The 14,938-nt window shown below is 40.1% G+C and carries 10 protein-coding genes; 3 read left to right on the top strand and 7 right to left on the bottom strand.

What is annotated here, in order from left to right; all coding sequences use genetic code 11:
• Positions 1–7 precede the first annotated feature (7 nt).
• Positions 8–1,381 carry a rhamnulokinase gene (rhaB, locus tag AC6I8Y_RS24140; protein WP_498022041.1) on the bottom strand — a complete coding sequence of 458 codons (1,374 nt, stop codon included), beginning with the start codon at positions 1,379–1,381 and terminating at the stop codon, positions 8–10.
• 719 nt (positions 1,382–2,100) lie between these two features.
• Here rhaB (AC6I8Y_RS24140) and AC6I8Y_RS24135 point away from each other — a divergent pair.
• Positions 2,101–3,597, top strand: a complete 1,497-nt coding sequence (locus tag AC6I8Y_RS24135; RefSeq protein ID WP_498022039.1) for a BNR-4 repeat-containing protein — start codon at positions 2,101–2,103, stop codon at positions 3,595–3,597.
• A gap of 72 nt (positions 3,598–3,669) precedes the next feature.
• Here AC6I8Y_RS24135 and AC6I8Y_RS24130 read toward each other — a convergent pair whose 3' ends face one another.
• Entirely contained in the window at positions 3,670–3,927 is a 258-nt protein-coding gene (locus AC6I8Y_RS24130; protein WP_498022038.1) for a hypothetical protein, read from the bottom strand.
• A 380-nt stretch (positions 3,928–4,307) separates the two neighbouring features.
• Positions 4,308–5,000, bottom strand: a complete 693-nt coding sequence (locus AC6I8Y_RS24125; protein ID WP_498022036.1) for an oligogalacturonate-specific porin KdgM family protein — start codon at positions 4,998–5,000, stop codon at positions 4,308–4,310.
• Between the two features lie 305 nt (positions 5,001–5,305).
• On the opposite strand from AC6I8Y_RS24125, the gene AC6I8Y_RS24120 reads away from it, so the two are divergent.
• A complete protein-coding gene (locus AC6I8Y_RS24120; RefSeq protein WP_498022035.1) occupies positions 5,306–5,902 on the top strand; it encodes a DJ-1/PfpI family protein in 597 nt (198 codons plus the stop codon).
• A gap of 96 nt (positions 5,903–5,998) precedes the next feature.
• On the opposite strand, the gene AC6I8Y_RS24115 is transcribed toward AC6I8Y_RS24120, so the two are convergent.
• Together AC6I8Y_RS24115 and rhaB (AC6I8Y_RS24110) are read right to left on the bottom strand one after the other, a co-directional pair.
• Complete coding sequence (locus AC6I8Y_RS24115; RefSeq protein WP_498023112.1) at positions 5,999–7,513, bottom strand: BNR-4 repeat-containing protein; 1,515 nt, start codon at positions 7,511–7,513, stop codon at positions 5,999–6,001.
• Positions 7,514–7,672: 159 nt separating this feature from the next.
• A complete protein-coding gene (gene rhaB, locus AC6I8Y_RS24110; RefSeq protein ID WP_498022033.1) occupies positions 7,673–9,049 on the bottom strand; it encodes a rhamnulokinase in 1,377 nt (458 codons plus the stop codon).
• Between the two features lie 428 nt (positions 9,050–9,477).
• Here rhaB (AC6I8Y_RS24110) and AC6I8Y_RS24105 point away from each other — a divergent pair, with 428 nt between their 5' ends.
• Complete coding sequence (locus tag AC6I8Y_RS24105) at positions 9,478–10,437, top strand: AraC family transcriptional regulator (protein ID WP_498022032.1); 960 nt, start codon at positions 9,478–9,480, stop codon at positions 10,435–10,437.
• Between the two features lie 383 nt (positions 10,438–10,820).
• Here AC6I8Y_RS24105 and AC6I8Y_RS24100 read toward each other — a convergent pair whose 3' ends face one another.
• Together AC6I8Y_RS24100 and AC6I8Y_RS24095 are read right to left on the bottom strand one after the other, a co-directional pair.
• Entirely contained in the window at positions 10,821–12,719 is a 1,899-nt protein-coding gene (locus AC6I8Y_RS24100; RefSeq protein WP_498022031.1) for a hypothetical protein, read from the bottom strand.
• 457 nt (positions 12,720–13,176) lie between these two features.
• Positions 13,177–14,343, bottom strand: coding sequence for a hypothetical protein (locus AC6I8Y_RS24095; protein ID WP_498022030.1), 1,167 nt, complete (start codon positions 14,341–14,343; stop codon positions 13,177–13,179).
• Positions 14,344–14,938 lie beyond the last annotated feature (595 nt).

Here is a 14,938-nt window from a genome sequence, read left to right as displayed (position 1 = left end):
TTCCTAATTAAATGCTGTTTCTAATATAGTTTTTTGCTTGTTTTAAATGGGCAATTTCACCCATGGATAACATTTGTACAATGATATTTCCCACTCCAGTCGCCTCCACTGGACCGACAATAATTTCTTTATTGGTTTCCTGTTCAATAAGCTCGTTCAACAACAGGTTCTTGCAACCTCCGCCAATAACATTAATTTTATCTACCTTTTTACCGGTAACACTGACAAGTTCTTCAATATACTGGTTATAAGATCTAGCCAGACTTCGATAAACACACATGCAGACTTCACCCGTTGTTTGGGGGGTGTCCTGCCCTGTTTCTTTACAATAATCGCTAATTTCTTCAATCATATTTTCGCTGACAAAAAAGCGTTCATTGTTTACATCGATGACGGATTTAAAATGACTCGCCTCTCGAGCAAGATCAGCTAGCTCCGCGTAGGAGTACTTGTAATCCAGCATCCTTGAGACTTCTTGAACTATCCAAAGTCCCATGATGTTCTTCAAAAATCGATATCGCTTGTTATATCCACCTTCATTGGTGAAATTACTTTCACGAGATATATCGGAGACTATCGGCTTATCAAGCTCGGTACCTAATAGTGACCAGGTTCCAGAACTCAGAATCACCCCATCATCATCTAGATCGAGAACACTCGCGATAAATGCAGACGCGGTATCGTGTGTTGCTGGCAACACGACTTCACAGTCAAATCCGACCGCTTCTTGTATTGTTGACTTCAGATTGCCAAGACGATGACCTGGATATTGAGGCTTAGAAAAAATATCTCTACTAATACCGCATACTTCCAACAAGTCTCTATCCCAATCATCACTATCAACGTTCAACATTTGAGTTGTGGTTGCATTGGTATACTCATTGGCTTTCACACCAGTTAGGAGATAATTAATATAATCAGGGATCATCAAAAAAGAACGTGCTGCTTGCTTATTTTTTGAATTCACAGAGCTCATCTGATACAGAGTGTTAAACTCCATAAACTGAATGCCTGTTTTACGATATATTTCGCGATGTCCAACTTGATCGCAGACGTCATTCATAACACCTTTAGTACGACTGTCTCGATAAGAAACTGTGTTACCTATAACGTTATCATCACTATCAAGAAGAACAAAATCGACACCCCAGGTATCAATACCGATGCTTTTAGGTATTTTCCCCAAAAAAACACATTGCTTTAGCCCCTTAATAATATGGCTAAATAGCTTATCGACTTCCCAACATAACTGATTGTCGACAGATGCAAGTTTGTTCTCAAAACGGTATATTTCTTCAAGCACTATTTGTTCATTTTCAATATGACCTAATAAGTGCCTTCCACTAGAAGCACCTATATCGATTGCCAAAAAGTAATTCATAACTATCTCCCAGTGTTTAAATTAATCATACAAGAAACAACGGCCAGCAAAATGCGCTAAATTGCCCTTAATGGTGTCATTTTTTGCAACTCTCTAGTTGGTATTGTTGCTGACCAGTCAGGAAGCTTTCAATGACTTCAGTGCGTTTGTATTTAATACTCACTATGCGATTTAAATCTTGAATCTGGACAGAAATAAATACATAAAATTTCAATTAAAACCTGATGGTTAAGGGCTGGTTTTCGCTCATGATTTAGAGGCATATCGATGGAAAAATGAAATGAGAACTCAGAGAAAAGCAGGTTAATGTGATTGATAGATTGGAAATTAAAAAAAACCAGCTACCAAAATTGGTAACTGGTGTACTAGAGTCAACGTAAACGAGGGAGTTCAATCAACACCTAATTAAGATAATAAACACATTAATCCATTTGGTTTGTCCATTGTATTTCAAAATTCAGCCATAATGTAAGATATTTTTGCCAATCTCAAGGTTGATTTTTGCCAAAGCACGTAAAAACAACTTCATTTAAATACGCTATACCTGTGCAATTTTTGCCTTTTTTAAAACTCAAAGATAGGCGTAGAAAATTCTAGTAGTAGCGCCTAAGCTCAACAAGTATTCTGCCACTATAAATACATATCGCTTTTCAATTCTTTTTTAGATTACTAACTATGAAATAGCTAACCTTGCAATAATTATAATATAAGGACTTTAGATGAAACCTACTAATGACAGCTCATTACCCAAGCAGCTTATTACAGCCAAGTTACCTAAGTTTAAGAAACCGATGCTATTGTCTGCAATGATATTATCCCTCGGTACAACGTCATTCAGCGTTTTCGCAGACAACACGCCAAATAACGGAGAGATGGTCGACTACTTTGCAAACAATGGGTTCGGTAATTCTCTGGCAATCGTCCAAGCTCCTGCTGGCATACATGAGAACGATGTCACCTATCTCACTTACCAAGGCGACCTCGAAGATCCCTATGTGGTGTCTTACAATCACAAGACCAAAGAGTGGCAAGGCCCTATCAAAGCAGGGTTCAGTGAGTTAGGTAAGGATAACTATTGGGCACCATCTGGGCGCGCTATCGATAATCACGGTAAACCAACTATGATTATCGATGATCTTGGCTACATCCACATTTTCTTTGGGGGACATGGTGGCAGTGCTCGACATGGTGAAAACCCGCTGGGTGATGTTCATGATGGCAGAAACAAGCACATTGTTTCTAAGAAACCCCACGACATTTCTGAATGGGTAGAGCTTGACAATATTCCTCCATTTGGCAACTACAACCAAGCAGTGAAAATGGACAATGGTGATATTTACCTCTTCTATCGTCATGGTGCCCACGAGAGTGACTGGGTATATCAAAAATCAACAGACCACGGTCGCACATTTGAAGAACCTATATCATTTCTCAAACATAAGGAACGTGAAGACGTTGATGCTGTTGATAGTTGGTATGCATGGGCAGTAAAAGGACAAGGAGATGATATCGTTATTACTTATGACTATCACCTTTGTTGGAAAACTCATGCCAACAATGGCAGAGGACACACGACTGAACGCCACAATACCTACTACATGGTTTTCAATACCAAAGAAGGGACATGGCGCAACGTCAAAGGTGAAACATTTGAACTGCCGGTAACTCGTGAACTCGCCGATGAAAAGACACTCGCTTTAGATACCGAAGATAAATGGACGTTCAATGGTTCTGTTCATTTAGACCAAGATGGCCACCCACACATTGGAACAAATATTGGTGTTGATTTAGGTGTTAAAAAGACGGGTGGACCAAAACAGACGTCTCACATTCGCTGGACGGGTGAAGAATGGGTAGGCGGCAATCCAGTCAACCCTGCTGCGGTGAACTGGGGCGTTGATACTCGCGGTGATTTCTTTATTTCATCACCAGAGAAAGTAACATTTGCGCTGGGCTATAAAGAGAAAGGAGATGGTGTCGTTGCCTACTTTACTTCTGAAGATGGCGGCCAAACATTTGAAAAGAGCACAGAACTATTGCGCAGAGCGAAGTCTGGTTGGGCAATGTCCGCCATGATTAGCAATGCTCACCCTGATGCTCGACTGTTTGTCGCCGAAAAAGCCAAGGGAGAGAAACAGTGGCGTAAAATGTACCTCCTTGGAGATAACGGTCCAGTTAAAAGATCACTGAACGCAGCGAATACCCGAACTGAATAAAAGCGATAAATAAGACCTCAACTCCCTTAACTAAGGAGAGTTGAGGTCTTTTTGCCCCTGGCAATCTAGACATTAATCCGTACCCATATCTATGATCAAATCTAAATCGTAGTCATATTTTGCTTCTAAACTCAGGTTATTACATTCTGCTGAACTCAGGCTCCAAGATTTATTCTCTATTCTGGCTCGCATTTCATCAAGGAACTGTACTTGGTCTTGCGTGCTATTCGACGCTATAGCAACACCATATGCCTCACAGACATCTTGATCTGTCATTGCATAGACACTTAATGACATACAAACTGAAACTACTGCAACAATAACTTTCATGGTTTTCTCCTCATTTCAATGACTGGTCTCACAAATAAACATAGAACAAGTCACACTTTAAGCAAAAGATATTTTTAGATTCCATCAAATATGGCAAAAATAAACACTTTATAGAACTAATAATAACTAAGCATTATAGAAATGTTAGGAAATAAGAATAGAAACCCTGTCGTCTTATGAAAAATTCATGTTCACAGATTGTGTAGAAGGCATTCGTCAGTAACAAACTAACATATTGTTAAGGGCAATTTATATAAAAGACCATTTCAATATTTTTTATGTTGTTGATTAATTAAAAATCAGGCTATCAAATGATAAGCCTGATTCAATCTAAAACCTGATTAAGTCCCCAGCCAATAAGAGACTCGACGTTTACGAAGCTAGAAGCTATACAAGAATCCTAGCCTTGTGCGAAGCTGATAGTCTTCTGAACTATGGTGCACAGGAACGCCGGCAAAAGTAACAAAGGGAGTCCAACCTTTGGCAATTCGATAATATGCTTTTAGCTCAAGCTCTTGCTTAAACCCATTCCCATTATAGTACTTCTGACCATCTAGACCTTTGTGGTAGTCATACTGGAGACCCAGGCGCAGCTTGTCTAAAGCATAGTTTAGGTTGACTTGATATTGGCTCTTTTCAGACGTGCTCTCGCCTTTGCTATTCGGTGTTTGACGCACAAAATACTCATGCTTATATTTAAGCTCGGTAGAAAATCCCCCTCCAAACTTATAAACAAAGCCAAGTTGCGGTTTCCAACCAATACCACTCGCTGTCGCGGTTGCTTGAAGTTGAGGAATGAGTCTTATTGTATCATTCACATCATAACGGTAGCCAAGCTGCACTTCACTACTGGATAATGCATACGTGCTCAGAGTCTCCCCCTTGTGCACCGCTTGTACTCCGAAGAAAGTTTTTCCTGCGCTACCACCAGCCTTGATCAAAGTTGCGTTTTTGTGTGCTGGATTAAAAGGGTCAGACAAGTGCTCTTGGCGAACCATCAAAACTGCAGAAAAAACAGAGGTACTTAAAAGAGAGGATACGACTGCTAATGTTATTAGATTAACTTTTTTCATTTATCAATTCCTTGAATTTATTATTTTATAGCCAAGCTTATTGATTACTCATTCTCAGCATGCTTAAATTTTAACTTTTAAACATGTTAATTTTTGCAGTTATTTACACTGAATTTAAGATTAATCTTTGTTAACAAACGAGACAATTTCTGCACAAGGAAAAAACAAATACCATTATATTGTATTACAAAATTAAGTGTGCAACATATGACACCCGGCTAAGCAAAAACAATTATTGACCATACCAATGACTATATAAATACTAATCGTTGTTTGATTATATTTTACAAATAAGGCGATACAGTATGAAAAGAGTTGCGTTATTATTATGCAATGGATTTGAGGAAGGTGAGGCGATCAACGTTGTTGATATATTACGTCGTTTACAGATTTCAGTCACCCTATTGTCTTGTGAAGTTGAGGCTAAACTCACTTCCTACCATGGAGTAAAGATCGTTACTGATGAACTGTTCGCTGACAACATTGAGAGTGACTATGAGGCTGTAATTCTTGTGGGAGGGCCGCCTAATACAGACAAACTCGGTAACGATAGTACGGTAGTTCAATTCATTAAGAAGCACATAGACAAAGGAGCTTACATAGCTGCCCTCTGTTCTTCTGGAGCCAAAGTCCTAGCTAAAAACTCACTACTAGGTTCCCATCGTTATGTGTGTTGTGGTAATTTTCATTTAAACTATTCCGATGGTTCATACATCAATCAACCCGTCGTAATTGATGGTCAATTTATATCCGGTCAAGACTATGGTTATACCATCGACTTTGCATTCGCGGTGGCAGAGGTCCTACTGGGAGATACGAGAACAAGGTCAACTGAGATGAGTGATGTAGATTGGGTTGCAAAGCATATTAACTACCGTCGATTTACCGACTATTGGCTTTAACAATAGTTGAGAACCTCTAAGTTTTTCCACAATTAATAATATGAAAGAAGCCAACAAGAACAGCATCCTATTGGCTTCTTTTTATATCGCTTTCAATTAAAGATCTAAATCAATAACTTGTAAATAAAGCGGTCGAGAGTTTCCTTGCGAACGTTCCATTAGGTAGTAATACAATTTACCATCTTTGATATGTACCTTACCATGGCTAAACTTTCTGTCTGACTGAGACTCATATACTCGCTCGAACTCGTTGGTGCCGCCTTTTGCTTTTTCTATATATGGCTTACCATCCTTATTCAAACCTATGATGTAAATATTATCACCTGCAGTGTAGATATTAGAGGCACCTACAAAGTCTTCTGAAATGATAAACTCTTTTTCACCCGCAGGTTTATAAGAGTGTAAATGAACCATTTCAAAGTCTGGGCGCTTGTTGTCTCTGGACTTAACACGGCTGATCATGTGTATGTCGCCCTTCTCTGTCACTGTCCAATCAAAGTTTTGCACTATGTGTACCGAATCTTTCTCAGTATGCGAAATGTAGTCGCCAGGCTCGAACACTTTAATTTCGTCAGAGTTCACTAGTGGGAAAGTCATGCTCTCGCCCTGATAGTTCTTCCACTGACCATCGCCATTAGGACTATCAGAATATGCGTAGTAAACGCCATTTTGGTATACGAATTTATCTTCTACATTGGCGCGTTGTTGGAAACCAACACGAAGCTTGCCGTTGACGTACTTCATGCTTCCATACAGACCCCAGTCGTACGCATTGCCATGAGACTTAGCATCTAGAACATTAAATTGTTTCCAGTCTGACCAATGGCCCTGCTGCGCATCATAGTGAGCAAAAACATAGCCTCCGTTGTTGTTGCCACCCTTGCGCATATATACCAGCAGTGTTCCGTCATCGTTGGTGTAGAAAGTCGGATAAGTTAGACCATGGTAGCTATCGTAATCAATCTTCCCACTAAGAGTTAAGTGCTTGTAATCATCACTACCTTGGCTTAGTGGACTGGTGTCTTTGACAAATTTGTCAAGCGTAAAGTCTTTATCAGCAACTTCTGCAGCTCCTGGCACACTATACGAGTAGCGGAAGTAGTCTTCGCTAAATGAGCCATCCAAAGGTCTATCTGTACCATAAGCATGCATATCATAAAGTAGATGGATGGTACCATCGATTGGACTTATTTCTACTGCAATGGTGTTATGTGACTCACCGATGTGTGGCTGATTTAGAAAACCTGTATGTCGATGCGGGAACTCAATGGTTTTTATGGCTCCGGTTTTGGTGTTTAGTCGACTTAGCATTACGTGCCTGTCTTGCTTACCACCACGATACCAAGTCATAAAAACATAATCTTTATAGGTTTTTACACTATCTCCATGGGCAGAAATTTGAGGCCCAAACTTAAAGTCATAAACATCAGAGCCATTGTCTTCGGCATGTCGAGCTTTTATCCGACTTCCGTCAAAATGAAGGGCGCCATCGGTGATTTTTACTTCACTTTCGAGCGCTATCGCAGCATTCGCTGTTCCAGCAGGTACAAATAACATTGAGCCCAATATAGCGCTCGCACATAAGCTAAATTTAAACTTACTCATTGACATTCCTATCATAGTTATTTTATTTCACGTTAACTTGCCACTTAATTTATATTCACATACAACGACTCATCAATATAAGTGACGTTATATTTATTTTATCAAGAACCATTACCACAAAAAACACGTACTATTGCAGTAAAAAATGTCAATATTTGCAGAAATCTACACTTCGCTACATTCAATGATTTTTTTAGCGCTATAAATGTCCGAAACCTCTTCCATAGCAATCATCTGGGAAACTATGTTACCTATACCCGTGGCCTCAACTGGGCCAACAATTATGTTACAACCTGTTTCTTCTTCTATTAATTCATTGAGAAACTCGTTCTTACACCCGCCACCAATAATATTAATGGTTCTGATATTCTGCCCTGTTATTTCTGACATTTCATCAATATACTTCTTGTAACAAATAGCTAAACTACGGTAGACGCATACGCTAACTTCCCCGACTGTCGAAGGTGGTGCTTGGCCAGATTCCCTACAATAATTAACAATTTCTTCTATCATGTTGTCGTTTATAAAAAATCTTTGGTCATTGACATCAATAACGGACGTAAAGTCTTTAGCCTCCCTTGCTAGATTAACGAGTTCCGAAAATGAGTATCGATGGTCAAGGTTTCGGGACACTTCTTGGACAATCCACAAACCCATAATATTCTTTAGAAACCGGTAGCGTTTATCTACTCCACCCTCATTAGTAAAGTTTTTTAGTCTTGACTGTTCACTAACGATTGGCTGTAGTAGTTCCTTGCCTAATAAGGACCAAGTTCCCGAACTGAGAATAACGCCGCTATCTTCTATATTTAGGCTACTTGCAATAAATGACGCCCCGGTGTCATGAGTCGGTGGTAGAATCACTTCACAATCAAAGGCAAGTTCGTCGACTAACGCTTGCTTTAGATTACCGACTTTTGATAGAGGAGGTAAAACTTCATGAAATACCTCTTTTTTTAGTCCGACAAATTCGATAAGTTCCTCATCCCATCTGTTGGTCTCTATGTTATACAGTTGTGTCGTAGTAGCATTTGTATACTCGTTTACTTTTTTCCCAGTCAACAAGTAGTTTAAATAATCAGGGATCATGAGGAATGATTTGGCTTGGCACTTAGTTTCGTCGGAGAGCGTCTTCAACTGGCAAATGGTATTAAAGTCCATAAGTTGGATACCCGTTTTTGCATAGAGCTCTTCACTACCAACTTGGGAACAAATCTCTTTCATCACTCCATTGGTTCGTCTATCACGATAAGACACCGCATGGCCTATCATACAATCTTCACTATCAAGAAGGACGAAATCGACCCCCCAAGTGTCAATACCCAATGCTGTGGGTTGTTTCCCTTGCTTTGCACATTTTCGAAGACCAGTAATTATCTCAGAGAACAGATAATCTAGATCCCAACAGAGCTGCTCGTCTACTTGGTAGATTTGATTGTTAAACCTATGAATTTCTTCTACCTTTAGCTTACCATTGTCCAAATGGCCTAGTATATGCCGCCCGCTGGATGCACCAATATCAACTGCCAAAAAGTAATTCATTACCACCTCCGATGCTTACTGATCGTATATTTTAATTGGCAATAACTAACCAATAAATACAGAGGTTTGCACTCCAAAACATCATTTTTTGCTCACTTTCACGATGACTTACTTCATGATGACTTATCGGTATCACAAGGAATGGTAGATCCAGCCTCATAGGGATTGAGTTGGTCAGCTATGACATAAGTTTGACGTAGTCTGATTACCTCATAAAGGGCTAAAGCCATCGTGACGGGGACCCAAAATTTCACCGCTTGCGTCTCCCTATTGTTGACCAGACTCACAATTAAACCACCGGTTCAATTTTTTTTTGATTTTGCATGTATATTTGGATTGGTTGCTGTGTAAGGCAAATCTTGGTCGAAAGCAAGCCAATGTTTGCGTCACATCACATGAATAGAATTGGGTTCTAAGTGAGGTTTATTATGGATAGAGGGCTGTATGATTTTATTGAAAAGATGAGGTCTACTAATGTTGAGGAAGAAGGCATCATCCATAAAAACTCCGGTATCGACAATAGTATTTTTACTGATAGATACCGTAACATCATATCTTTTGACAAAGTGTGCCCGACTGGAAAAATGATTTCTATAAGAAAGCATACTCGATTTATACACTACCCTGCACACAGCCATGATTATGTTGAAATATGCTATGTCCTAAACGGAAAGTCGGTGCAAGTAATCGAGAATGAAGAGGTGGAGCTTCTAAAAGGAGACTTACTTTTCTTAGGTCCTGGCGTCACTCATGAAATATACCCGACAGCTGATGACGATATAATAGTAAACTTCATTATCCACAAAAAATTCTTCAGCTATATCTTCGAGTTCATCAATGAAACTTGTAATTTGTCTAACTTTTTTACAGATGTGGTATTCAAAAAATCTTCTACCTCAGCACTTATTTTCTCAACCAAAGGGAATGGTAGACTTGAGGGTTCACTCAATGAAATGCTTTCAGAGCTCGACGGAGATGAAGATTTGATGGAGCCTCGCGTTAAGTTCTTACTCGGTATCCTTGTGCTTGATCTAACGCTTGAAGAGCCGAAAAGAATTGAAAAAGTATCTTATGATCAAGGTGTTCTCTGTAAAGTAATTACCTATATGGAGAGAAATCTCAAAACAGCCAACTTAAATGAGATTTCTGATCAACTTAAAATGAAAAACTATAATCTTTCTAAGCTGATTAAAAAAGAGAGTGGTGTCACATTCAACAATCTGCTTAGGGAAATTAGGTTCAATAAGTTCTGTGAGATTATCAAGATTAGGAATATAAGTATTAACGATCTCGCTATAGAGGTAGGTTTTTCTAATACCAGTGATTTCTACAAGAAGTTTAAAGCTAAGTTTGGCGTATCTCCGAGAGAATATCGTAACACTCACTAAATTAAGGCAAGAATCTACGCGGCTATTATTCACAATACAATAAGCAAAGTACCTTCATATGGATGCATAGTGCCTTTAACCTTTTAGCACTCTTATGGCTAAGGGTTATCTGTGTTGGTGTGTGTTCTGAGTATCACTATTACAATAAGTTAGTCGCAATGACATCCGAAGGGGAATTTGAGACGCAGCCTATGGCAGAAGTAGAAATGGCGAAATAAGTCCATGGTAAGAGACAGATACCGCAAGTTCGTTGCGTATATTGCTTCCCAAGTAGGCTAAGATTGCCAACTTGGGATTGCAAAAGTTGGTATGATTCTAATCAAGCAGCTTAGCATTAATAATGCTTACCTATGTAGGTCATCACACTTAGATGTATAAAAAGTCTATTTCATACTCGCACCAGTAACTAAAACCAAGATATCATCAACAACCTCAGTTTCACCGACATAAATCCCCCATCGGAAACCCACTTCTTCGGTACGCTCAAATTGACCGCTACCAACAAGTTCTTCATCAATGTACATCTCATAGTCTAAGCCATTATCTCGAACTCGCATATCAAATGGTTTACCAATTGCATTGTCACTGATTTTGATCTTGTCTCCGATACGTGGGTAGAACCACAAGCTACCGTTTCCGTGTACCCTCAACATGACCGACCAATGGTCCACATTGTTGCCTTTGGCTTGAAACAAAGAACAGTAATGCTCTTTTACAGGCTGTGCTGAACAACCTTTTGCTTTTAACACATTAAAACGTGCAGAAAACTCATGCCATTCGCCTGGAGCCCAGCGATCATCAGGACTAAAAGCTTCAATGCGAGCCGCCAGTCCACGTGAACCACTTACGCTTTCTTCGTCTTTAAACAATCGGAAAATTTGGGTATTACTATCTTCTTGATACCAGCGGCTCCATGCCCCGAATTTACTTGAACTTACTGATGTATTGCCGACCGTATGTATACGATAATTGTTGGCCTCGCTGTTGATTGGCCGATCGCCGTAGGGACCTGTTTCTACCGTCTCCGGGTTGATCGTGATAGTCGAGCCTTCGATACCTTTTGTCGTTGGCGTGCCAACTGGTGATAGATTGCCAGTGTCTAATACCTCTAGCCAGGTCATATCGGTCCCGTCTTGACTATAGAACTGACTTAAATCAACGGGTAGTTCTTCCTGCAATGTAGTAACCGATGATTGAATGGTGCTGGAGTGGTAACCACCAACATGACCGCCGGTTAAGTCTTGCCCATCGCTATAGCTCTCAAAGTCATCGGAAAAGACCACTTTTTGCGAATCATTTGAATACACCTCGATATTGTCCACTAAAAACTCGTATCGGCTGGTTTTACTTACCGAGCCTACACGCAGAGAAAAACGGTCGACAGGGCCTGCAATTACAGCGTAATCTACTGTTTCGTCTGCGATAACTTCATCGCTTTGTATGATCTTAAATGTGAAGTAGTTCTCGTCCCAGCTTGTTTCAATGGACATAGGAACGCCAAATTCAAATTTACCCACCTCATCAGAAAAGCCAGGATTTCCCTCACGGTAGCGAATTCTCCCTTCGCCTCCGTCAGCAGGGTCATTATCCATAACAATGTCGCCGAAGTTTTTACCCGAAGTGAAACTACCATTAAAGAGACCCACATATGCGTAGTCGCTTTGATTATCACCAACCTCATCATTGGTGTTAAGACGCACAGTGGCATCTAACGTGAATTTACCAGAGCTGACTTTATCTGACGGAACAGCAAATCGAAGCTCACCGGCGCTAGTGGTCAAAAGATCTTCGATTTTGCCCACTTTGTTTTCAGTGGTATTATCAGCCTGCTTTACAGCATCGGTTACCGCTTCATCATCAGAGCGGTCTTCGCCGATTAAGTCACCTTGATTTCCATTATTAATGGTAAGTACATTACTCTCGACAGAATATGTCCCAGATACGACGGAAATTGCATCACCTTCGTAGTATGTAAATGAAATGGTTTTTTTATCCTCATCATGGTCATAATCAGAGTACTCGATTTGATAGCTTCCAGCTTCTGCATCATCATGATAGTACTTCATATTTTCATCGGAGAATAGATAGATATTAGGTAGAGCCTCAGCTGTATTTGACAGTGAAGTTACACCTTGTGGTGCTAGCTCCCAAAGCACGCCTGTTAGCTCATTACTGTCTCCAGGAGGAGCTGTCGGCCCTTCATTTATTTTATCGTCACTATTACATCCAGCAATCAGCATGGAACCACAAAGTATAGATAATAAGATCCTGTTTTTCTTCATATGATGCTTCACCTAATGTTGGGATTAAGTCCATTTTTCACTATATTCATGCACGCATAGTTTTATGTTTGATTAAATAATCCACCTAATTTAAGTAGTTTACTCGCGTGCAATTACTTGTATTTTGCTCAGGTTACTCAGCCCAAACAATGTAAATAATTGGTAACTGTTGTATCAAAATTTGCATTGAGATCGAGCACTATATGTTAAGCGTTGATTAAGCATATTGTTAATTAACTTTACCTATGTTGACTTTGTGTGTTGCTATTTTTTAACAGAATAGTTTGATTGACTTAATGTAATACAATAGAACTTTTAGTTAACGCTACAACATTATTTATAGATTTAACAAGGAAGCGCTACTTCAATACCGACTAGATACAAAAACGCCCGATACTCTATATCGGGCGCTCACTTTAATGGGTCGTAGCTTAGAATATATTCAACATTACTAACATCACACCACAGTTTCTTGGGCGAACGTTTCTTTTTTCTCAACAGATAGTTTTGTCACCAGTTTAGATAGAGCTTCTACAAAGTAGTAATCACCATATATAAGTGAGCAATTTACACCTAAGCCTTTAGGGCAGTTGAACGCCCCTCCTGTTAAGATTCCCTGCTGGGTATCATCACCTGCTGTACAGTAGTTGTCGTACAGACTCTTGAGGATTCGATTAGCAGCATCAAAATAGTGAGCTTTCTTTGTTTCATCTTCAACAAGTTCAGAAATAAGAAGCATACCGCTCGCAGCACACGCTGCGGCCGAGGTATCTCTTGGCGTATTTTCATCCCTCGGAGCTCTAAAGTCCCAATGTGGGACTGAATCTTCTGGTAACTGATCAATAAAGAAATCAGCGGTTCTCATGGCTGCTTCAAGGTATCTTGGCTCTTTGGTATATTTATAACTTAGTGCACAACCATGAACCGCCCACGATGCGCCTCTACTCCAAGCTGAGTCCTCATTGTAGCCTTGACCACCGTAGTAACTCTTTACATCGCCAGTCATATAGTCAAACTCAACCATATGCCTTACTGAACCATCTGGCCGAATAAACTCTTTAAGCACTGTATCAGCATGCGCCATGGCAATCAGTTTGAACCGCGGTGCATCGAGTTGATCGGCAGCCCAGTACAAAAGAGGCAAGTTCATCATGCTGTCGATAATACTCAAACCTCTCGGGTCTGCAGCACTTACATCATTCTTGTTCCAAGCAGTTAAGAAACGCCCATTGATGTTAAATCGGCTCGCCAAATGACTTGCGGCTCTAAGTGCGCGATTTTTAGAGCGCTCGTTGCCAAACAATTCATACTGTTTGATCGAAGTTAGTTGCCACATAAAGCCAACATCATGGTGGATATTGACATATTCATCAAGTGGGCCATCCATGGTCTTCTCACGTGCTATTGCAATGTCTTTGAACGGTTGGTAGTGCTCTTTCTCATACAGCAACCATAGCAGGCCAGGCCAAAAGCCGACAACCCACGCCCAAGGTGCGTGGGTATCTTCATATTGACCCTCCGATGTCATGGAAGGAAACTGTACTGAAATGTCTTCGCTGGTAAATTTGACTTTCTCAAACACACTTTTCCAAGCATCATTTGCCCACGTTTTCTCTGAATCCATTGCTATCCCTCTACTTCTTTCGGTGATAATTGCGTTAAGTTTATAGGTCAAATATAGGGGAATCACCTTGGAAAAAACATGTCTGTTTTTGGTCTAATCAGGGGTGATTTTTGCGATGGTCGGCGGGGTTATTACATAGTTACAGCTCAAGCACAAACGCCAGCTCGATAGTTCGTGTTTTAAACCGTACACTGAATTTCGTACATACCTATCCACCTTAGCTTGTTAAGTGCTTTGAGCATGGCCTAAACCTCACCAAATTGTTCGTTGTAATTTAGAAGCATGAGTGAAGCAACTAGTAGTTGTTTTACGCGATGCATAGTGGTCTCCGACAATAAACGCTTTTGGTGACCATATTTCTACTTCCAACGTTTTGTTCAAGCAACAGAGACTTAGTAGCCATCTGTCAAATTAGATGGATGACCCTGTTTCCGTAAAGTTGCCTCAACTCGAAAGGATCAAACGTATAGCTTTCTTAACCCTAATCGCCCTTTAACACTACCTTATATCGTATGAACTATCTCCTCAGACTTCGTTGATAGGTCGGCATGTTTGCTTGAATAGATTGGAGAATACTTCCGCATTGATCACTTGT

This window comes from Vibrio sp. KUL78, from assembly GCF_059725505.1.
The sequence above is the reverse complement of the archived record's forward strand: the minus strand, read 5'-3'. Positions and strand labels throughout refer to the sequence as shown.